The sequence below is a fragment of the Staphylococcus nepalensis genome, assembly GCF_002442935.1.
Classification (GTDB): Bacteria; Bacillota; Bacilli; order Staphylococcales; family Staphylococcaceae; genus Staphylococcus; species Staphylococcus nepalensis.
The window spans coordinates 2,082,028-2,105,092 of sequence record NZ_CP017466.1; the positions used below are offsets into that span (position 1 = coordinate 2,082,028).

At 32.0% G+C, this 23,065-nt stretch carries 18 protein-coding genes and 2 tRNA genes; 11 read left to right on the forward strand and 9 right to left on the reverse strand.

Features of this window, described 5'->3' with window-relative positions; genetic code table 11:
• Positions 1–11: 11 nt before the first annotated feature.
• Positions 12–1,670, reverse strand: a complete 1,659-nt coding sequence (locus BJG89_RS09890) for a phospho-sugar mutase (RefSeq protein ID WP_096810435.1) — start codon at positions 1,668–1,670, stop codon at positions 12–14.
• 485 nt (positions 1,671–2,155) lie between these two features.
• Between BJG89_RS09890 and BJG89_RS09895 the strand changes: the two genes are divergently transcribed.
• From BJG89_RS09895 to BJG89_RS09910, 4 genes are all read left to right on the forward strand, one after another.
• Positions 2,156–3,469: an LCP family protein gene (locus BJG89_RS09895; protein ID WP_096810436.1), complete on the forward strand. Its 1,314-nt coding sequence runs from the start codon at positions 2,156–2,158 to the stop codon at positions 3,467–3,469.
• A 22-nt stretch (positions 3,470–3,491) separates the two neighbouring features.
• The gene (locus tag BJG89_RS09900) at positions 3,492–3,962 is read left to right on the forward strand and encodes a DUF2538 family protein (protein WP_096810437.1); all 471 of its coding nucleotides are present in this window, start codon (positions 3,492–3,494) and stop codon (positions 3,960–3,962) included.
• A 79-nt stretch (positions 3,963–4,041) separates the two neighbouring features.
• Positions 4,042–4,464, forward strand: coding sequence for a GNAT family N-acetyltransferase (locus BJG89_RS09905; protein ID WP_096811227.1), 423 nt, complete (start codon positions 4,042–4,044; stop codon positions 4,462–4,464).
• A gap of 221 nt (positions 4,465–4,685) precedes the next feature.
• Positions 4,686–9,131 (forward strand): glucosaminidase domain-containing protein, encoded by a 4,446-nt coding sequence (locus BJG89_RS09910; protein ID WP_096810438.1) that lies wholly within the window; start codon positions 4,686–4,688, stop codon positions 9,129–9,131.
• 370 nt (positions 9,132–9,501) lie between these two features.
• Here BJG89_RS09910 and BJG89_RS09915 read toward each other — a convergent pair whose 3' ends face one another.
• Positions 9,502–9,924, reverse strand: coding sequence for a MarR family transcriptional regulator (locus tag BJG89_RS09915; protein ID WP_096810439.1), 423 nt, complete (start codon positions 9,922–9,924; stop codon positions 9,502–9,504).
• A 202-nt stretch (positions 9,925–10,126) separates the two neighbouring features.
• Between BJG89_RS09915 and BJG89_RS09920 the strand changes: the two genes are divergently transcribed.
• A complete protein-coding gene (locus tag BJG89_RS09920) occupies positions 10,127–11,131 on the forward strand; it encodes an acyltransferase family protein (RefSeq protein ID WP_096810440.1) in 1,005 nt (334 codons plus the stop codon).
• Positions 11,132–11,251: 120 nt separating this feature from the next.
• Positions 11,252–12,409: an aminotransferase class I/II-fold pyridoxal phosphate-dependent enzyme gene (locus BJG89_RS09925; RefSeq protein ID WP_096810441.1), complete on the forward strand. Its 1,158-nt coding sequence runs from the start codon at positions 11,252–11,254 to the stop codon at positions 12,407–12,409.
• A gap of 840 nt (positions 12,410–13,249) precedes the next feature.
• On the opposite strand, the gene menB is transcribed toward BJG89_RS09925, so the two are convergent.
• From menB to BJG89_RS09950, 4 genes are read right to left on the reverse strand one after another with little or no spacing between them, the layout of a single operon-like run.
• The gene (menB, locus tag BJG89_RS09935) at positions 13,250–14,068 is read right to left on the reverse strand and encodes a 1,4-dihydroxy-2-naphthoyl-CoA synthase (protein ID WP_096810442.1); all 819 of its coding nucleotides are present in this window, start codon (positions 14,066–14,068) and stop codon (positions 13,250–13,252) included.
• Positions 14,061–14,867 carry a 2-succinyl-6-hydroxy-2,4-cyclohexadiene-1-carboxylate synthase gene (gene menH / locus BJG89_RS09940; RefSeq protein WP_096810443.1) on the reverse strand — a complete coding sequence of 269 codons (807 nt, stop codon included), beginning with the start codon at positions 14,865–14,867 and terminating at the stop codon, positions 14,061–14,063. The genes menB and menH overlap by 8 nt, the downstream gene beginning before the upstream one ends.
• Positions 14,854–16,536 (reverse strand): 2-succinyl-5-enolpyruvyl-6-hydroxy-3-cyclohexene-1-carboxylic-acid synthase, encoded by a 1,683-nt coding sequence (menD, locus tag BJG89_RS09945; RefSeq protein ID WP_096810444.1) that lies wholly within the window; start codon positions 16,534–16,536, stop codon positions 14,854–14,856. The genes menH and menD overlap by 14 nt, the downstream gene beginning before the upstream one ends.
• Positions 16,529–17,881 (reverse strand): isochorismate synthase, encoded by a 1,353-nt coding sequence (locus BJG89_RS09950; RefSeq protein WP_096810445.1) that lies wholly within the window; start codon positions 17,879–17,881, stop codon positions 16,529–16,531. Before BJG89_RS09950 ends, menD begins: the two co-directional genes overlap by 8 nt.
• Before the next feature lie 184 nt (positions 17,882–18,065).
• On the opposite strand from BJG89_RS09950, the gene BJG89_RS09955 reads away from it, so the two are divergent.
• Complete coding sequence (locus BJG89_RS09955) at positions 18,066–19,004, forward strand: 1,4-dihydroxy-2-naphthoate polyprenyltransferase (protein ID WP_096810446.1); 939 nt, start codon at positions 18,066–18,068, stop codon at positions 19,002–19,004.
• An 80-nt stretch (positions 19,005–19,084) separates the two neighbouring features.
• Here BJG89_RS09955 and BJG89_RS09960 read toward each other — a convergent pair whose 3' ends face one another.
• Positions 19,085–19,642: a GNAT family N-acetyltransferase gene (locus tag BJG89_RS09960; RefSeq protein ID WP_096810447.1), complete on the reverse strand. Its 558-nt coding sequence runs from the start codon at positions 19,640–19,642 to the stop codon at positions 19,085–19,087.
• A gap of 175 nt (positions 19,643–19,817) precedes the next feature.
• Between BJG89_RS09960 and BJG89_RS09965 the strand changes: the two genes are divergently transcribed.
• The 4 genes from BJG89_RS09965 (at position 19,818) to BJG89_RS09975 (ending at position 22,580) form a co-directional block, all read left to right on the forward strand.
• Positions 19,818–20,030, forward strand: coding sequence for a TM2 domain-containing protein (locus BJG89_RS09965; RefSeq protein WP_046208085.1), 213 nt, complete (start codon positions 19,818–19,820; stop codon positions 20,028–20,030).
• Between the two features lie 110 nt (positions 20,031–20,140).
• Positions 20,141–20,230, forward strand: a complete 90-nt coding sequence (locus BJG89_RS14900; protein ID WP_249776154.1) for an SAR1012 family small protein — start codon at positions 20,141–20,143, stop codon at positions 20,228–20,230.
• Positions 20,231–20,793: 563 nt separating this feature from the next.
• Positions 20,794–21,465 (forward strand): DUF4352 domain-containing protein, encoded by a 672-nt coding sequence (locus tag BJG89_RS09970; RefSeq protein ID WP_096810448.1) that lies wholly within the window; start codon positions 20,794–20,796, stop codon positions 21,463–21,465.
• A 20-nt stretch (positions 21,466–21,485) separates the two neighbouring features.
• Positions 21,486–22,580 carry a tyrosine-type recombinase/integrase gene (locus tag BJG89_RS09975; protein ID WP_096810449.1) on the forward strand — a complete coding sequence of 365 codons (1,095 nt, stop codon included), beginning with the start codon at positions 21,486–21,488 and terminating at the stop codon, positions 22,578–22,580.
• Between the two features lie 182 nt (positions 22,581–22,762).
• On the opposite strand, the gene BJG89_RS09980 is transcribed toward BJG89_RS09975, so the two are convergent.
• Both BJG89_RS09980 and BJG89_RS09985 read right to left on the reverse strand, forming a co-directional pair.
• Positions 22,763–22,851 (reverse strand) — tRNA-Ser (locus tag BJG89_RS09980).
• 2 nt (positions 22,852–22,853) lie between these two features.
• Positions 22,854–22,928, reverse strand: a tRNA-Asn gene (locus BJG89_RS09985).
• Positions 22,929–23,065 lie beyond the last annotated feature (137 nt).

Genomic DNA, 23,065 nt, shown 5'->3' on the forward strand with positions numbered 1-23,065 from the left:
CTCTTTATGTTTTATTTAATATTATTAATAAATTCATCTTTAAATTGATCTGTTAAAGCAGTCATATGCTCTATATTTAATGAAAAATATAGTTTGATTTTAGGTTCAGTACCGGATGGTCTTAATGCTATAAAACCATTTTCAAAAATAAATCTAATTAAATTAGTTTTAGGTAACGTCAGTGCTTCTGTTGTACCTTCTTCAATATTTTTAATTGTACCTAATTCATAATCTTCAATTTGTTTTACTTCAAGACCACAAATTGTTGATACTTCTTTATTTCTAAATTGGTTCATTATTTTCGAAATTTTTTCAACGCCTTCTGCCCCTTCAAACAAAGGAGACAATGTTTTATCTTTATATGAACCGATATGAGCATAAATATCTTCCAAAGTATCTTTAAATGTCATACCATTATTTGCTAATAAATTTTTATATTTTATTAATAATGGAACCATTTGAATTGCATCTTTATCTCTTGAAAAAGGTTTTGCTAAATAACCATGACTTTCTTCAAAAGCAAGTAATAGTTGCTTTTCTTGTTCTGAGCTTTCTTGTTCTAGTAAATCAGAAATATATTTAAAACCAGTCAAGACATTTTTCACTTCGACATCTAAAGCTATAGCCAATCTCTCAGCTAGTTCGCTTGTGACGATTGATTTAATCATATACAGCGATTTACCTTCATCTGCTAAATCTTGAAATCTTAATTTAGTTAGTAATATACCAATTTCATTCCCATTAAAATATCTATACTCATTATCATTATAACGTTCAATAAAACCTAATCTGTCCGCGTCTGGATCTGTTGCTATAATCAGTTGTGCATCTGTATCATTTGCCAATTTTAGCCCTCGTTCAAAAACTGCTTCAGCTTCCGGATTCGCAATTGCTACAGTCGGAAAATTACCATCTGGCATTGATTGTTCTTTTTCAATTACAAAGTTATCATAATTTAATTCAGTTAAAATTTCAGATGCTAAAGGTAAACTCGTACCATGTAAACTTGTGAGTACCACTTTTGCTTCTTTTTCCGGAATTGTATCTACTAAGGATTTAACTTCATGTTTGTATGCTTCAGTGACTTCATGGGACATATATTGAATTTGTTTTTTTTGTAGCAATGCATTAAAATCACCTCGATGAATTTGTAATGGATATTCTATCGCATTGATATAATGACTTAAGCGCTCTGATTCATCTGGCAACAATTGACCACCGTTTTGGTCATATATTTTGATACCATTATAATGCTTAGGGTTATGGCTAGCAGTAATCATCACACCTGCATCTGTTTTTAAGTGTCTTACTGCAAATGATAATTCCGGCGTAGATTTGTAATTTTCTGATAAAATTGTTGTCACATTATTTTCAGCTAAGACAGATGCCATTTCTTCAGAAAATGCTTTAGATAGCAATCTAGTATCAAAATGTATCACTATTGAAGGTTCACTAAACTTTTCATTCAAATATTGTGCTAATCCTAATGCAACCTTGCGTATTGTAAATGCATTTAAACGACCAGGCCCTAATCCAAAAGTACTACGTATGCCAGCAGTACCAAATGTTAATTCGTCTTTAAATCCTTCTTCTTTTTCTTCTTCAGTTTGTGCTTCATAAAACGTTTTTACCAAACTTTCGTCTATTCTATCCAACCATTCTGACTTCATGGCTAAATCCTCCTTGTTTCTTTAATGTGTTAGAATTCATTAATAAGCATCTATTATAATGATTTAAAAAGGATTATGCTTTATGACACCTTTTATAAGTTATTTTAAAATTTCAAACTATGCTATCTACTTTATTTTTAATCTTTGAACTTATTTTTTAAACATCATCTCTTTAACCATCAATAACATTTATCATATGCTAATTATATCGTATGTTTATAAATAAATCATTTTTAGCTACATGTCTTTTTTATAATTATTTTTAATTGTGATTGACGTCGTTTCTATCAGTGATCATATTCTATGATATACATTTCAAACTTTAGTTGGATAAATTCTTTGTTGATATTTTATTATGTTAGATATAAAATTATAAGTTATAGTACAAATTTCTCTTTACAATAATTTAATGAAATTAGCGAAATTTTAACATTAAACCAATATTGTAATATAAACCAAATCATATACAATGGGGAGCTTCTTACATGAATAAATTTTTTAAATACTTTTTAATATTTCTATCTTTAATTCTTGTAGTTGTTCCAGTTATATTTGCCATTTTATTACTTAAATCATCGCAAGGTGCTTTTGAAAATTCATTGAACACAAGTGATACGTCCAGAGAATCAAGTATTCGTGAAACAAAAGTCAACCCTTCTGAAGATCCAATTTCTATTTTGTTTTTAGGTATCGATGATAATAGTGGTCGTCAAAAAAATGGTCAAAGTGCTGAACAATCAAGAACTGACGCAATGATACTATCAACATTTAATGCAGATAAAGAACAAATACGAATGTTAAGTATTCCACGTGATACTATCAGTTATATTCCAGAAGTTGGGTATTATGATAAAATTACACATGCACACGCCTATGGCGGCCCTACAGCATCAATGGATTCTGTAGAAACAACGATGAATGTTCCAGTCGATTATTATGTAAGAATTAATATGGAAGCATTTGTAGATGCTGTAGATGAACTAGGCGGTATTGAGTATGACGTTCCATACGATATCTCCGAGCCAAATACAAATGATACTGGCAAGATTAAAGTTAAAAAAGGTCATCAAAATTTAAATGGTGATGAAGCTTTAGCAGTTGCTAGAACACGTCATCAAGATTCAGATTTAAAACGTGGTCAAAGACAAATGGATTTAATCAAGAAACTATTTGTCAAAGCTCAAAAAGCAGATTCATTTAGTAAGTTAGACGACGTTATTGAAATAGTTGGTAAAAACGCCAAACATAATTTAAGCTATAAAGATGTTAAGGCATTAGCTACTTCTTACTTAAAAGACGACGTTGAAATTAAAAGTAAACAACTTGAAGGTGAAGATGATTACTTAAACGGTGTATATTACTACAATCCTAATATTAAAAATATACAAGATACTGCTAATATTTTGCGTGGTGATTTAAATTTACCTAAAATTACAGACACAAATGATTTCTTAAATAAACGTATTATTGATTTTTATGGTACACTCGTACCACAAACAGAAATTGATAGTAGTTTATTAAGAAAAAACCAAAAGAGCAGTTCTGACCAAAAAGATGATAACTCAAACGAAGATAATTCAGGAACGTCTTCCGAAGAAAATAATATGAACCAACAAGAAACTGAAATGCCAAATGGAAACCAACAAAATAATAATCAATCAATGCAACAACCAAATGAATCAAACCAACAAATGGATCCAAATCAGCAACAAAATCCTAATCAACAACCAAACCAAAACCAACAACCAAATCAAAACCAACAGCAAAATACGCAAGAATTAGAAACAAATTTATATTAGGCTGTAGAAAGGAGCACGTGGTATGTCACGAAAAACATATGAAAAATTAGTAAACATAAACGGCATGTTCAATGTTTTAGAACAACAATTAATCCATAGCCAAGATATGGCACATTTTAGAAATGAATTTTTCTATGTTAATCACGCACACCGTGAAAATTATGAAGCTTTGCGGATATACTACAAAGATAGTGACCATAATCCAGTTGTGGATGGTGCGTGTTATATCGTTGCACTTCCAGAAATTTTTGAAAAAGTTGATGTTTTCCAATCAGAATTGCCCTTTTCTTGGGTTTATAACCAGAATGGCATCACGGAAACTATGAAACAAATCAGTGTGCCCTTACAATATTTAATTGCCGCAGCTTTGGAAGTAACAGACGTCAATTTATTTAGACCGTCAGGATTTACTATGGGGATGAACAATTGGAATATCGCCCAAATGAGAATTTTTTGGCAATACACTGCCTTGGTTAGACAAGAAGCTCAATAATTCGTAAAATAACTACCCTATCACACTATAGTTGTGATAGGGTAGTTTTATTATATTAATAGAAAAGAGGCTATTTATGATTTTTAAAATTGTTAATACATCTGATATGTTAAACGATGCATATGAAATTAGAAAAAAAGTTTTTGTGCTTGAACAAGGCGTCCCACTCGAAAATGAAATAGATCAATTTGAATCTTCTTCCACTCATGTTATAGGTTATGACAATCTTCAGTCCCCTTTTGCTACTGGAAGATTTAGAACCTATAAAAATGGCGCAAAAATTGAAAGAGTGGCTATTTTAGCTTCTCATAGAAAACTAGGATACGGTAAATCTCTAATGCAATTTATCGAAGCAGCAGCAAAAGAAGCAGACTATCATACTTTAACTTTGAATGCTCAGTGTCATGCACAACACTTTTATGAAACATTGGGATACACAACATTTGGTGATGTTTTCTTAGAAGAAAATATAGAACATATCGTTATGACGAAAACAATCTAAATAAATTATATTTAAAATGCATCTTTATTATGTAACATTCCAAAGGGTGTAATATTTTAATACCAAAAAAATAAGGCGTGTTTACGCCTTTTTTAAATGTTTTATACTTTTCCCCCGGCTTAATAAGATTAATTTTATATTACAAATCAATGAAATCAATTTATTAAAACTATAGTCGTATTATAATGGTATTAAATAATAACAGTAAAAGGGGCAGTTAAATGACTAAGAAAAAATTAACTTATAAAGTACCTTCAATCGTTGCATTAACATTAGCCGGCACAGCTTTGACAACACATCACGCACATGCGGCTGACAATAATCAAAACCAAACGTCAAGTAAGAATGTGTTAGACGATGGAAATACTTTAAAACAAGGCGAAGAAATAAAGTCTGAAATTAGCAAACCAACAACCAATATTTCAGGCACTCAAATTTATAATGACCCTACGCAAGTTCAAGCACTTTCAACAGATGAACCTGAAAATTATGACGCTCAGTTAGATGAACTAGATAAAAACACATCAAGTCAAAATACATATAATGCTCAAAATCAAGAAGAACAAATTAATTCAGAACAAAAAGAAACTGAAACTAACGAAACTTCAAAACAATCATTAGAGAAAACTTCAACTACTGCTGAACAAATTCAACAAGATCTAGTTGAACCTACTTCTGAAAATGAAACTGCTACTCAAGCAGAAAAAACGAGCGATACTCAATATGATCAAGTGGATAATATTACAACTGGTACAGAAGACAATAACGCTTCTCATGAAAATACTGAAACAGAATCTGACAAAACATCTACCAAAACGGGAGATATTAACGATGCTCAAGTTAATGGAAACACAGCTAGTGTAGCAAATAGCAACGCTTCTAATAATGATGCAGAAACTCAATCTGAGGACACAACTCCGTCTAATCAATCAGTAAACAATGATAACAGTGGCGAAGTGGAAACGGATGATTCTACTACTGTCGCTAAAGATAATGATGCTGCTAATGATGAAACTGAGGCAAAATCTGATGAAGTGGCTTCTCAAAAAGAAGATACGAACGATGCTAAACATGCGCAAGACAATGACACAACAACTAACGTAAAAGACAACAACACTTCTAACGATGCAGAAACTCAATCTGAGGACACAACTCCGTCTAATCAATCAGTAAACAATGATAACAGTGGCGAAGTGGAAACGGATGATCCTACTACTGTCGCTAAAGATAATGATGCTGCTAATGATGAAACTGAAGCAAAATCTGATGAAGTGGCTTCTCAAAAAGAAGATACAAGCGATGCTAAACATGCGCAAAACAATGACACAACAACTAACGTAAAAGACAACAACACTTCTAACGATGCAGAAACTCAATCTGAGGATACAACTCCGTCTAATCAATTAGTAGACAATGATAACAGTAATGAGGTAGAAACGGATGATCCTACTACTGTCGCTAAAGATAATGATGCTGCTAATGATGAAACTGAGGCAAAATCTGATGAAGTGGCTTCTCAAAAAGAAGATACAAGCGATACTAAACATATACAAGCAGTTAATAACAAAACTACTAATGTAGCAGACAGCAAATTTTCTAACGATAAGGTTGAAACAAAATCTGATAAAGTATCTACACCTTCTCCATCTGTCAGTACAGATATAGAAGAAAATGATTCAACAAACTCAGATAATAATACATCACAGGAAATTGCACATGTATACAGTAATGCATCTGCGCCAAAATTAAGAATGGCAAGATCTGTAAGTAGCAGCCCAACAACAGCAACAAGATCTGCTGTTAGCACTAAATCTGCAACTAAAAGTGCATTACCAAAATATACACCAAAAGTAAATTCATCTATTAATAATTATATTCGTAATAATAATTTCCAAGCGCCAAATTATGAGCAAGATATTGCAAGTTATTTACCAAAATATCAGTATCGTTATGGCAAACCTGAAGGTATCGTTATGCATGATACAGCCAACGATAATTCAACAATTACTGGCGAAATTAATTATATGAAAAATAATTATAATAGTGCATTTGTACATGCCTACGTAGATGGTAACCGTATTATTGAAACAGCAAATACTGATTATTTAGCATGGGGCGCTGGCCCAGCTGCAAACGACCGTTTTATACACGTTGAGTTAGTTCATACGCATGATTACGATTCATTTGCACGTTCAATCAATAACTATGCTGATTATGCAGCTACAAATTTACAATATTATGGTCTCGCACCTGATAGTGCTGAGTACGATGGTGTTGGTACTGTTTGGACGCATCAAGCAGTCAGCAAATATTTAGAAGGATCTGACCATACTGATCCTCATGGTTATTTGGCAAACCACAATTATAGTTATGACGAACTTTACGATTTAATTTATGAAAAATATTTAATTAAAACTGGTCAGGCAGCTGCTTGGGGCTCAAGTTCATCAGGAAGTACAAGTGGCAGTAAAAATGAATCAAATAATTCTACGACGAAACCAAACACTGGTAAATTAACTGTATCTAAAAATGATGGTGTTGGACGTATAAATACTAATAATAATGGTTTATATACGACAGTTTATGATCAAAATGGCAAGAAAACGAATCGTACAAACCAAACATTAAAAGTTACAAAATCAGCTACTCTAGGAGATAAAAACTTCTATTTAGTTTCTGATTACAATAATGGTAATTTAATTGGTTGGGTGCACCAAGCTGATGTGGATTATAATACAGCTAAAACAGTTACAAAGCATAATCAAACTTATAAAATAAAACCTGGTGAAGTTGTTTATACAGTACCTTGGGGCACAAGTTCTCAAAAAGCAGGCACAGTTTCTGGTACTTCTAACCAAACTTTTAAAGCAATAAAACAGCAACAAATAGGTAAAACAAATTACGTTTACGGTACAGTTAACAATTTATCTGGTTGGGTAAGCGTGAGCAAGTTATCTTCAACAAATAATACAGCTACCTCCCCTACTACAAACACAGGACAATTGACTGTAAATACACTTACAAACAAACAAGGTACTGTAGCTAAATCGAATCATGGCGTTTATACATCTGTGTATGATAAACAAGGTGTTCAAAAATCTTATGTTAATGGCAATACTTACAAATTAAGTAAGAAAGCTACGTTAGGAAATAATTCATTCTATTTAATTACTGATAATAAAACAAATACAAACTTAGGTTGGATGCAGACACGAGATATCACAGTTAAAGAGGCAGCTACACAAGCTACTTCAACGCCGACTAAATCAGTTAGTAAGATTGGTCAATTAAATACAAATAATGCAGGCATCAAAACGACTGTTTACGATCAAAAAGGTAAAGATGCATCTAAATTTGCTGGACGTACATTTACAGTTACAAAGCAACGTACTCAAGGCGACAACACGTATGTTTTAATCCAAAATTCGAAACAGAATACGCCTATTGGTTGGGTCAATACCAAAGACATTAATACTCGTAATTTAAGTAAAACTAAAGCTACAAATGGACAATACACAGTGAAGGGAACTAATAATGGCTTATATGCAATCCCATGGGGAACTAAAGCACAGCAATTAGATACCCAAAATAATATTAAGCATAACAACTTCAATGCCTCTAAATCTGTATTCGTTGATAAAGATGAATACCTTTACGGCAACGTTAATAATAAAACAGGTTGGGTTTCTGCTAAAGATTTAAATGCAGTTCAATCGCAATCGGATATCACACCACAAAAATTCGATTATATCATTTACAACGCTAATGGAAGTTACTATCTTGATCCAAATTCTACAAAAGCAGCTGGCTCATTAAAAGATTTCCATGAAAGTATCTTCACGGTTTTTGAAAAACAAATCATTAATGGTGTAACTTGGTATCATGGTAAATTATCTAACGGCAAGGTCGTTTGGATTAAAGAAAATGATTTACGCAAAGAACTTGTGAAATACTATAAATCTAATTTAACTTTAGATCAGGCAGTAGCATTACAACATGGTTTAAAATTCAAGCCTCAAATTCAGCGTACACCTGGAAAATGGGAAGATGCTACAGCTAATGAAATTAAAAACGCTATGGATAGTAATAAACTTGCTAAAGATCCAACTCAAAAATATCAATTTTTACGCTTAGACAAAGCACAAAATATTTCTGGAATGGATTTAGATAAATTACTTGTTGGTAAAGGAATTTTAGAAGGTCAAGGGGAAGCATTTAGTGAAGCTGCACAAGCTTATAACATTAATGAAGTTTACTTAGTTTCACATGCACTTCTTGAAACAGGTAACGGCACTTCAACGCTTGCTAATGGCGGCGATGTTGTAAATAATAAAGTTGTTACTGATGGATCGAAAAAATACTATAACATGTTTGGTATAGGTGCAGTTGATAGTGACGCTGTTAAACAAGGCTTTGTCACAGCTAAAAACAATGGTTGGGATACTGTTAAAAAAGCAATTGTAGGCGGCGCTAAATTTATTGCAAATTCGTACATCAATCAAGGGCAAAACACTTTATATAAAATGCGTTGGAATCCGGACAACCCAGGGGTACATCAATATGCAACAGATGTTGCATGGGCATCTCATAATGCTACACGTATCAAAGGTTTCTATGATTCAATGGATAAATTAGGTAAATATTTCGACGTAGATACGTATAAATAATTCAATTTAATTGGCTCTTTGTCAAAGAGAACTGATACAAAATTTTGAGATTAAGCAACCTAAGTTGTTTAATCTCTTTTTTTGATCGAAGAAGCGTCAAGTCTCGGAATTAATATGATATGCAGTATATATAAAAAAACAGGTCTGACTTTTATATCAGCCCTGTTTAATATAGAATCTTAAAAAGCCTTAGCCATAGAAAGTGTCTACAACCTTTATAATATTGGCAGAAGTTGATTAGAATAAGCTTAAACTATTATCGAACTAGTTCATTCCCTTTCGTTCATATATAAATCAAGATAGCGAAATACTACTCATAAAGTTGATTTATATTAGTGAATAATTCTAAGTGTATGATTTTGAATCTTTTCTATTGGACGTAGGTATGCCGATTATTTAGTTTATGTAATAAGTTATTTAAACACTCAATATCCGTTGAGGTTAAATTTTGACATCTCGCTTCAATTAAAGCTACCCTTACTTCATTGATTTGTTGCACAAGCGCTTTGGTTTTTTCTGTAACCATTAAATCTTTACATCTTAAATCTTTGCTTGATTGTTTACTCGTAATATAGCCCATCTGACAAAGTTTTTTAATCCATCGAGACACAATAGACTGTTCTTTATTAATTTTCATAGTTAAATCATATTGCGATAACATGTTGTAATGGTGTAAAATACGTAACATTTCTAATTGTTCTGATGTTAAATCAGTGCGCTGCCCAAACCTTCTGCTAACTAAATTTAAATCGTTACTTGTAAGTGTAATTAATTGCTCAAGTTGTTTATACATGTTGTTTCATCTCCACTACTTTAATTAAAATGTTCAATAGCATTTAAATTTATTATTTTATTTTCTAATATTATAATGTTATTCTTCCTAATATACAATGATAATCTACAAATCAGTCGATTTTGTTGCATTTGTCATATGTTTTATAATAAATTAGTAACAGTGATTATATTTTCACCTGCATTATAAAAGGAGCAACCACATGGCACAATTAAAAGAAAGAGACTTTTTCTTTGATAATGCAAGGATGATATTAATATTTCTTGTTGTATTTGGTCATTTATTACAACCATACACGGAAGAAAGTAAATATCTATCATCGCTTTATTTAACTATTTATAGCTTCCATATGCCGTGCTTTTTATTTATTTCAGGTTATTTTGCTAAAAAAGCAGGCCAAGCTGGTTATTTAGAAAAAGTTTCTAAAAAATTATTAGTACCTTATTTTATTTTCTTTGTATTTTTTACTTTTTATTATTATTTCACTGGAAAGGAAGATAGCGTTACATTTGATCCTTTTGATCCGGTGTTCGCATTATGGTTTTTACTTACCTTATTTTTCTTCCATGTCATATTAGTCATAGTAAAAGATTATAAACCTTATTATGTCTTACCTATTGCTATAATTATTTCTTTATTTGCAGGTTATTCTGATAATATTGACAATTATTTAAGTTTTTCAAGGACAATCATGTTCTTCCCTATATTTTATTTAGGTTATTTATTTACAAGTAATCACACACTTACATTAAGAAATAAAAAGTTTGCCCCTATCGCTATGGGTGTACTTGTAATATTTTTCATCATCTATACTATACATCCAATTAATTCTGATTGGCTTTTAGGCCACTCGCCTTATATGTCACTCGAAGGTAAACTTGACCTTTATAGTCCAATAAAACGTTTACTATTATACTTTATTATTTTAATAACGATGTTTTCTTTTCTAAACTTAGTTCCAGAGAAAGAAAGATTTTTCACTTATATTGGACGAAGAACAATGTATGTTTATCTATTACATGGTATCGTTATTGGCGTTATACGTGGGTTTGGTGTCTATCCTTTTAAAGAGCATATTTCTGTGATGACTTATATATATCTTATCCTGCTAACAAGTATCATTGTATACGTGTTATCAACAAAATTTATTTCGAAATGGACTAACCCAGTGATTAACTTGCAAGCCCCTTCTAATTTTAAAGAGTAATGTTATATTAATCCGATTTGTAGTGCATACAAATATGTTATGATAGTAGTAATTTGATAAATTAAGCTATCCGTACCTATTTTAACTACAAATCGGTATTTCTATTTTGAGGTGAAAACGATGAAACTATCATTAAATGACAATTCCAAATTTTTAACAGCGCCAAGTATTAGACAATTTTCAAATAAAATAAAAGACATTGATGATTGTATAAACTTAACTATTGGTCAACCAGACTTTCCTATGCCTGACGTAGTGAAAAATGCTTATATTAATGCTATAAAAGAAGACCAAACGAAATATTCACATAATAAAGGCTTACTTGAAACAAGAAACGCAGTTAGTCAATATTTCAAACAGCGTTATGGTTTTCAATATAGTTCAGAGGAAATTATTATTACTAATGGGGCGAGTGAAGCATTAGACACAGTTTTAAGAAGCATTATAAACCACGGAGATGAAATATTAATCCCTAGCCCTATTTACGCTGGATACATACCACTGATAAAAACACTTGGTGGCATACCTGTGTTTATTGATACAACTGAAACGAACTTTAAAATTACACCCCATGCCATAAAAAAACATATAACATCTAAAACTAAAGCCATTCTATTAAACTATCCTACTAACCCAACAGGTGTAATTCTAACTTATGACGAAGTTCAAGCGATTACTAATGTACTAAAAAATGAAGCAATCTTCATCATTAGTGATGAAATTTATGCCGAAAATACGTTTAATAACAAACATACTTCCTTTGCCGAATTCGAATCTATTCGTGATCAATTGTTACTAGTAAATGGTTTAAGTAAGTCGCATTCTGCAACTGGCATTCGCATTGGCTTTTTACTTGGTCCAGAATATTTAATAGAAAAATTAACTTTTATGCATGCGTATAATTGTATTTGTGCTAATGTGCCTGCTCAAATTGCATGTATTGCTGCTTTAAACGAAGGCCTAGATGCTCCACAATATATGAATAAAGCCTATATGGAAAGACGCGATTTTTTAATTGATAAACTTCAATCTCTCGGCTTTAAGTTAGATGCTAAACCAGAAGGTGCATTTTATATCTTCCCCAATATTGAAAACTTTACAGAAGATGATTTTACATTTTGTGTCGATGTGCTTGAAAAAGCCCATGTTGCAATGGTTCCTGGTTCTTCTTTTACAGATATTGGTAAGGGGCATGTACGTATTTCATATGCTTATGAACTCGATGCTTTAAAAGAAGCTATGAGAAGGTTAGAGCAGTATCTTATAGAACGATATTAATTGTATAACGGTGATGCTTTGTTATAGTATATTAAAACTTAGCGTCGCTGTTATAGTTTATTAATAAGGAAAACTGTAACGAAAAGAAAACGCATACATAAACAGTTAATAAATGTTTTTCTGCAAATTTTTGTATTAATTTATAAAACATTTCTATATCTTCTGGATTTATATAAAACTGTTGTAACATGTCACTGCAATTTGTTTAAAATGATCTTTTAATGCTGTGCCTCTTCCTGTTCATTTTACTTTAACGCTACGTTCGTCTGCTTCTATTCTTATTCGTTCAATCAATCCTTTCTTTCCTAGACTTTTATAATCGTGCTAATTATTCCTGAAGCTAAATAGCGTTTGTCGCCTAAAGTTTTAATATATACAGTAACTTTATTTTCAATATATAGCATTACCGCTCAGTTCGGAAAGCTAGTATCATACTGCTTTAGATGTCTATTAAACTTGTTTACTACTTCTTTACTTGGTACATAAAATAGAAAACACATTTCTTTCATTATATGGTTCTTTGTATTTTATGTCATACATACGCTCCTCTAACCTTTCGCAATTATATTAATAGAATTTTTATTTGCTGTAAAATATAATAATAAACTACTCAAAACTTTTAAAAATACTAGCGTTTATCAATGTAATGTCACCGAAACCCATTTTATTCTAATCATTTTCTAGTTTTACAGGTAACCCAAAAAATATTAATAGTATATTACGCATATATTTAGTGCCAAAACTTAGATTTGCAATTAATTTTCTCATTATAAAGCATTTTTCGTAAAAAAATAAACCAAACGAATCGTCGTTTGGTTTACCAAATCTTTATTGATTCAATTATGGGAATTTAGGAAATTGATCGAAATCAGGGTCGCGTTTTTCTTTAAACGCGTCTCTACCTTCTTTAGCTTCGTCAGTTGTATAATACAGTAATGTAGCATCCCCGGCCATCTGTTGTAACCCAGCTAAACCGTCAGTATCCGCATTCATTGCAGCTTTTAAGAATCTTAATGCAGTAGGTGAATGTTGCATGATATCTTCACACCATTTAACAGTTTCATCTTCTATTTCATCTAATGGCACTACTGTATTTACTAAGCCCATATCTAAAGCTTCTTGAGCATTATATTGTCTGCACAAGTACCAAATTTCACGTGCTTTTTTATGTCCTACAATACGAGCTAAGTAACCTGAACCATAACCAGCATCAAATGATCCTACTTTTGGACCGGTTTGGCCAAATATGGCATTATCAGCAGCGATTGTTAGGTCACAAACAACATTCAATACATTGCCTCCACCGATTGCGTATCCTCTAACCATAGCAATAACTGGTTTTGGGATGATACGGATAAGTCTTTGTAAGTCTAATACATTAAGACGAGGGACTTGATCATCGCCTACATAACCACCATGGCCACGCACTTTTTGGTCTCCGCCTGAACAAAATGCTTTATCGCCTTCACCAGTTAAAATAATAACTGAAATACGTTGGTCATCGCGCGCTCTTGAAAATGCATCCATCATTTCTTGGACAGTGTTCGGTGTAAATGCGTTACGTACTTCAGGTCTATTAATGGTTACTTTAGCGATTCCATTATAAAATTCATACTTAATCTCTTTATATTCTTTGATTGTTTCCCATTGTCTAGTCATTTTGCTCCTCCTTATAAATAAAGCCTAATACTATTTTATCAAATTCTGCCATTTCTTCCACATGTACTGTATGTCCACTATCAGCAATTTTGAACAAACGGTTATTTGGTATCAATTGACTCATTTTCTGACCAATGCTTACAAACTTTTCATCTAAAGCACCTACAAGGATACATGTGGACACGTTTATATCCTTTATTTTTGGCCATAAATTGGGCATTTGTCCAGTTCCATAATCTCGCAATGCTTTTGCTAAACGCATTGGCGCTTGCTGCATTCTCATCTGACGCATTTTTTGTCGCTTTGTTTTGCTCAAATCATATTGTGTTTGAAATAAAGGTAACTTTTCCCAGTCATTGACAAAAATTTCTAAACCTGCAATTTCCAAAACTTTTGCACGTGCTTGGTCTACCTGAATCCTTTCAATACGATCTTCTTCTTTTTTAATACCGGGCGATGTACTTTCTAAAATCAATCCGTTTAATTTATATGCTCCATATAGTGCATAGTATAATGCTATTCTACCACCCATGGAATAGCCATGTAAAAATAATTGATACGTATTAAATAACGATAGTGTATGATTTATTTCTTCACAAATAAACTTAAAACACCATGTATAACTTTGATTTGATTGGTCGTGGCCGTGACCAGGTAAATCAATCGTTAATACATTGACTTCTTCAGTAAACAGACTGATATGGTCATCAAATGTAGTTTGGTCACTGATAAAACCATGCAATAAAATCAATAGTTGATTCGTATCTTTCTTTGATTGGTGAAACTTATAATGTAACATTAATGATATCACTCAGTTTCGTATAAAGATTTTGATGCTGATTTAAATTCTCGTCACGATTTGTCATAATCTCATAGATATGAGATCCAAATTTTGATAGTTCTGCATACTTAAACATTTCTATTGACTCAAAGCGCTTAAATGTAAAATCATAGAGTAACGCAGCGTGTTCGAAGTTCAGGCCTGTCGGTGTACCAAATAGTCTTTCAAAATAACTATCTGCTGCTGTTTTCTGTGGTAAGTAAGAGAAAATACCTCCACCATCGTTATTTAACAGGACAATATTTAAATTAATATCATTTAATTTAGACATTAGCAATCCATTCATATCATGATAAAATGCTAAATCACCAATTAATAATGTTACACGTTTATGCGCTGCCATACCAATCGCAGTAGAAACCACGCCATCTATACCATTAGCACCACGATTAGAATAAACTTCCGCTTCACAATCAATAAATAAATTGTCAACGTCACGGATTGGCATACTATTACTTACAAATAGTGCATCATCTTTTGTCAATTTATCTAATACATTAGCTACAAATGCTGATTCGTCAGTTGCTGTTCTTAAATGGTCTTTTATTTTGATATGTGCTTGTTTTTCTAATGATTGCCATTTTTCCAACCAATTTTTTCGTTCAACCGCAGGTATTTCAGATAGTTGTCTAAAGAAATCATTAGCAGACATTTCATAAGATACATGAGGCACCTTTGGAAATGCATCTGGACGATCATTATTTTGCACTAATATCTGAAATGCTTCAGTCGCTTTTAACCATTGATTTACTTTTTTAGAAATGACTGGTTTACCGACTCGTATTATAAAATCAGCATTAATTGATAATCCGGATCTATACAATAAATCATACGTCGTCACCACATTAGGATGATGTTCCCTACGCAATTGGCTTAAAGGATCGGCTAAAATTGGCATATCATGTATCGTAGCAAATGTAAGAATTTGGTCTACATCTTGATGTTGCATATCACCAACAATAATGAGCCCTTTACGCTTTTGCATAATTGTGCTTATCTCATTAATACTCGTTGTTTTTTGATAATGTGGCAAAATTTTGTTATCTGAAGTTAGCCACTCTACTTTTTCTAAGTTAGGCGTTAAAGGTTCTCTAAATGGTAAGTTTAAATGTATCGGGCCTCGGTGTGGGCCGTATAAATATTGACTCGCTTTTTGCATTTGAAATTTTACAGTATCAGCCATATAATCTTGCACTTCATTAGCATCTGCTATAGGAAAATCAAATTGGTAATGTATATAATTTTCAAACATATTTGTCTGATTAATCGCTTGCGGTGCGCCTATACCCCTTAATTCATGTGGTCTATCACTTGTTAAAACTACTAAAGGTAAATGACTTAAATTACTTTCTGCAATCGCTGGGGTATAATTTGCAGCAGCCGTGCCAGATGTACATAAAACCGCAACTGGTCTTTCACTGCCTTTCATTAAACCCATAGCAAAAAAGGCAGCACTACGTTCGTCTGGATGAATCCAAGATTTTAACTTAGGGTGCGCCTCAATTGCGATTGCTAAAGGCGTTGAACGAGACCCTGGGCTAATTACGATTTCTCTTATGCCATATGCATATATTTCCGAAACAAGTGTGAAAACTTGTTTTGTTAAAGCATCTGTATGATTATTCATATTTCTCTACTCCTAAAGCTTTCATCATTGGACTAAATTTAACAGCAGTTTCTGCTACTTCACTATCAGCATCAGAATTATGCACAATGCCACACCCCGCAAATAATGTTGCTTGGTTCTTTTTAATTAACATAGACCTAATAGCTACAATAAATTCGCAGTTATCATACATATCTATATAGCCAACTGGCGCACCATATAGACCTCTTGTACCAAATTCATACTGCTCAATATAAGAAATTGCTTCGTCCTTAGGGTAACCACCTAATGCTGGCGTAGGATGTAAGTTATCTAGTAAGCCAATATAAGATGTCTTGGTTAAGCGGCCCTTAATTTTAGTGTATAAATGAAATAAATGATCATTCGTTAAAATTTGTGGTTTTTCATTGAAAGTAATTTGTTCTACATAAGGTTTAATATCATTTAAAATACTTTCAACTACGAAACGATGTTCATTTAAATTTTTTTCATCATTTAAAAATGCATCTATATTTGCTTTATCTATTTCTTCTTGATGTGTTCTCTTAATTGTACCAGCAACTGCTTTTGTAGATAAAACATCATCGCTTATTTCCATTAACTGTTCAGGTGTCTGTGAAAAGAACACACTATCTTGCGATTCTAATACAAATAAATAACTATTATGTTCACCCTGTATTGCTCTGTTTAAGATGTATGAGATATTGACGTTCTTATCAAATATAATCAGTCGTTTTCTTGCAAGTACAATTTTTTTATTTTCGTCTAAAATATCAATTGTGTCTTTAACTAGATCACGCCATTCATCTTTATAAATGTCATCGATCCGCTTAATATCTCCTATTTTGTCATTCAGCTGTATATCTTTTTGAGTAAGCTTATCAATAATTGCTAAGAAAGCATCTATTTCAAAGTTCTCGGATTCTACAGTATATGTGATAAATGTTTTTCCTTGTTCCATCGTCACCAACACTTCTGGTAAGACAAAATGATTAATACCAAATTCGCGCCATTCATCCCCTGATTTATGTGATGAAAATTGAAAACCACCACATATTTTCAAATGATGTTTCTCGGAGCTTGGATGTATTAATTCAATATCATTCTTATATTTTTCCCACTCGCGGAAAATAGATTGCTTATTTTCAAAATCATTTTTAAATCTCTTAATAGCATGATAGCCAAAGAATGAAGTTTCGTTGTCATTTTTCTTGAAATAGAAACGGTCTCCTGCACAATCTTCGGTTACATGAAATAATATTGTAGGATCTAATTCATAATCTAATTTTGCTTCTACAGAAACCCAAGTTTGGTTACTTTCGTATACCGCTTCGACAATTTCACTTTCCTTGACATCTAAAGTCATCTATTTCACTTCTTTCATTATCAGTTTACACTCATTATAATATTGTACCACTTTTCAAAATCCATGTACGCTTTTCAGCTTATTTCATACAGACATTTTTACGTAATTTGACCTTTACCCCTTCTTCTATTAAAATAAATTTGATAAAAATTTATTACATTAAAAGGATTCGAGGTAAAAAATTATGGCATCTCAATACCAACAATATTCAACTGTCAGAAAATACTGGCATTTAATGAGACCACATACGTTGACCGCTGCAGTTGTACCAGTATTAGTAGGTACTGCTACCGCAAAGATTTTCTTGTTAGGCAGTGAAGATCATCTAAAACTTAGTTTATTCGTGGCTATGTTAATTGCTTGCTTACTTATACAAGCAGCAACAAATATGTTTAACGAATATTATGATTTTAAAAAAGGCTTAGATGACCACACTTCGGTAGGCATAGGCGGCGCCATTGTGAGAAACGGCATGAGTCCAAAACTCGTCATGAATTTAGCTATTGCCTTTTATATTATCGCTGCGATACTTGGCTTGTTTATTGCAACGCAAAGTTCTTACTGGTTGCTACCAATCGGCTTAATATGTATGGCTGTAGGTTACTTATATACGGGCGGCCCTTTTCCAATATCATGGACACCTTTTGGTGAGATTTTCTCTGGTTTGTTTATGGGAATGATTATTATCCTAATTTCATTCTTTATCCAAACTGGAAATGTACAGAGTCTAGCGATATGGATAAGTATTCCGATTGTAATTACGATTGGTCTGATCAATTTAGCAAACAATATCCGTGACCGCGTTAAAGATAAAGAAAGTGGTCGCAAAACTTTACCTATTTTATTAGGAAAAAATAATGCTGTGCGCTTTTTAGCATTAATGTATATCATCGCTTATTTGCTAGTTATCTATATTACATTCTTTAAACCAGGTGGTTCAATCTTTTTCTTAATTGCTTTACTATCTTTCCCAATGCCAATAAAAGCAGTTCGTAGATTTAAAAAGAATGATACCCCTACATCAATGATGCCTGCAATGGCAGCAACAGGAAAAACCAATACATTCTTTGGTCTCCTTTATGCTTTAGGTATCTATATTAGCGCATTGCTAGGCGGTATCTAATATTAAGACACTAAATTGAATAGCTTGAATTCAAAGTCGTTCTTCATTCATTTGAAGAGCGATTTTTTGTTACAATTATTTTAAGATTGAGTATATACTAAGTGATAATGCATATGACCATATAAATCAAATTCACTCATGATTTGGAACCCTAATTTCTCATATACATGCAACGCTGCTATATTTTCTACATCACAATTTAAACTCCATTTTTCGTTTGGATTATTATCTAATACATGTTTAATTAATTTTGTTGCTACACCATTTCCACGATATTGAGGGAACGTTGCGACAGTTTCAATATACCATTCGTCATCATTAGCTTCTTTCATTGGCATAGGCGTGCCATAAGCTTTAATATCTTCATCTACGTTTAGTTCTAACCACGCTTGCTCAAGTTCTAATTCTTGATCCCCTGGATAGGCTATCAAACACCCTGCAATATGACCATCTATTTCATATACCCAAACATTACTAATGTGCCCCCTATATTTTACGTCGACCATACTTTGTTTCATTATATTAAGTAAGCGAGACTTTTCTACTTCCTTTACCATATCTATATCTAATTGACTCCAGATGATATAACATAATTCTGCTATTTCTTTTTTATCATAAGGCTTCGCTTTTCTAATCATTTTAATTTCTCCTTTATGTTAATCCAACTATTAATTCTATTATATACGAATCCATGTGAAAATTTGAAGTAATCATAACGGTGCCCTATATACTTTTTCATATTGTTTTATTTGTCCTAATGCGTGATATAAGAGATAATTAAATCAATCAATTAAAGGAAAGGATATTATACTAATGAAAGTAAATAAAGTTATATATGTTGTACTCGCGTTTTTGTTAGGCTGGTGTGGTATACACAAATTTTATTCAAATCAATTACTACAAGGTATTATTCATTTAATATTTTTCTGGACTGGCATCCCTTACATTATCGCTATAATTAGCGGTATACTAACGATTTTCTTCAACAAAGCAGATGAAAACGGTCTAATCACGCTTGAAAAGTAACCCGCATTTAACTTTCTAAAAAATTCCCTATCTTTATTTACACTGTCTTAAACAGGGTATAGTAGTTGTATATAAATGAGTGATTTTTTATTTGCTAGGAGGTTAAACTTATGAACATTATTAAACGCATTTTTAGAACCCTTATTGTAGGCTATATTGTTAAAGGAATTAGAAATTTAATCAAAAATAAATCAAAATAAATTTACGAAATAAATTGCACGAAACTTCAAGAACAAATGTAGGCAACCGCTTATACCCTGTTGGCATAATCAATATGGGTACGAGCGGTTGTTTTACGTATAATCAGAGAAATAATCTTTCTATAATTGAATTTTTCAAACTTGGTTTTAATTATCTACGAGCATATTCGGAGTCAATTTAAATGCCACATTGCAATCTTGGATTAAAAGTGAAATTCTCAGTCTTAGAATTAACCATTTCTTTCTAACATATCATTAAGGCCTTTCAGCAAAATGTATATAATTTAAAATCAATTTAACAATACTTTGATTCTTCTGTAAAGTATAATTTCAAGACATTACGCTATTAAAGAATGAAATTGGGGTTAAAGGTTTATTATCATGTATATATAGTTAATTTTGAGCCTTTACAAGTGTTAAAACATCATAATTCAGAATAGTAACTGTTTGCTATTTATTATATTTCGTATAAAACAAATAATTTTTGATATAAACTATAGATTTATATATGTTGTTTTCATATAATAGAAATATTATGTTTTTAATTTGTTAGGAGGGTTTTTATGGGGAGTTTGTTATTTATACTATGGGTTGGCTTTTCTTTAGCTTTTATAATCATGTTAATTATCACTATAGTTAAAGCAGTTACTAAACAAAAAGTAAAAACTTCACTGATTAGTACCGGGATACTTTTTGGTGCTGGATTACTTTGTTTTATAGGTGGAATTGCTTCGGTTCCAAGTAAAGACGATGATTATACAGTAGAGAAAAATGACAGCACTGAAATAAGTGATGCAGATACTACTGGTGAAGACAGTGACGAAGATAGTAATGAAAAGAAAAAATTAAATCTAGGAGAAACGCTTAAAGTTGGTGGTGCAGAGGTTACAGTTACTACTGCCGAATTTGTACAATCTGACAATGAGTATTCAACACCAGAGAAAGGGAATATTTTAAAAGTTTCATACAAGTTTAAGAATAATGGTGAAGAACGTTTCTTAGCTACTGATGACATATTCAATCTCACAGTAGATAATGAAACTCAGAAAAATTTCTTCGGTATGGACGATACTAATGACGGGTTCAGTGAATTCTTAAATACTAATAACACAGTAAGTGGATACACATACTTTGATGTACCAGATGCAGAAGAATATAAAGCTGAAATGAACTTTGACCCTCATCTAGAAACTTATAAAGCTGATTGGATAATTAAAAAATCTGATATTTCATAACATACAAGGGCATTTTAACAATGCCCTATATATTTTTATCTTTTTTAGGAGGAAATGCCTATGAATGTAAAAAAACTGGTAAAACTTGGGAATATGATTTTCGACATAATAATAAACGATATAGAAAACGTGATTTTAAAACTAAGAAAGATGCAACTGTTGCAATGAACGAGATATATAACAATGTTGTGAATGGAGGTAAATTGCCAGATGGTATAACATTCCTTAAATATTTTGATAACTGGATTAAAGTGAATAAGGAAAATCGTATAAGTCAATCCACGTTAAATAGGTATTATAATGCTTTAAAAATATTCGATGAGAAGTTTGGTGATATCCCAATTAACGATGTATCACAGTTAAAATATCGTGAAATGTTAAAAGAATATGCAGAAGGCCATTTTGTAGGTGGTCGAAAAGAAGGACGAACAAAACAAAGTGTAAGTAAATTAAATAATTGCTTCTCACAAGCGTTTAAAGATGCTTTGAATGAAGGATTAATACAACGAGACCCTACTTGGAACACACCTATTTATGAGAAAAAAGCACCAAAAAAGGAATCATCTAAATTCTTGAATTTAACAACTTACAAAGCATTAAAAAAATTCGCTAGCTCAAAAAACGAATTGTCCTATTTAGCACTTTTTGTTTTGATAGCAACTGGTGCAAGATTCGGAGAAATACAGAAATTACAGTATAAAGATATAAACAGAAAAGATTGTACGATTCATTTACCTGGCACAAAGACTGAATCAGCTGATCGCACTATCACAATTACAGATAAGGATATGAAGCATATAGTCAGTATATTAAAATCTCGACCCACTTCATTTAATGGATATATTTTCAATACTGGTGCAAATTTAATTAGTAACAAAGCAGTAACCGATACAATGAGAAAATTTTTATTAGAAAATGGATCAGGAAATTTTACATTACACGCATTAAGACACACACATGCTTCAATGTTATTAGCAAATGGATTTTCTATTCAATATGTAAGTAAACGTTTAGGTCATGCAAATATAGAAATCACTTGGAGAGTATATAGTCATTTATTGGAAGAATTAAAAACCGCTGAAGATAGCATGCTTAATAGGGTTGTAGACTTTTAACGGACAACCAAACGGACAAGATTGGACAAAAAACAACGGAATTCAAAAAAGTTGTCCACTCGTTGACCAAAAATTTAAAAACATCCAAATAGAGAATTTTAGACAAAATAAAAAGAACGCTGATATATCAACGTTCTTAAGGCATTCTGTAAAATAGAATTTTAAAGAATTTTGTGTTATTACGGAAACGGAGGGATTCGAACCCTCGCGCCGCTCTCGCGACCTACACCCTTAGCAGGGGCGCCTCTTCAGCCAACTTGAGTACGTTTCCAATGGCTCCACAGGTAGGACTCGAACCTACGACCGATCGGTTAACAGCCGATAGCTCTACCACTGAGCTACTGTGGATTAATTTGTATCTCTAATCAAGCACAAATATTATTATATCAATTAATAACAAATTTTCAAGTACTATTGCAAAAAAATATGCAGAACATTTACACTAAATTAATATAATATTCCGCATATCCTAATTTTACATTAAT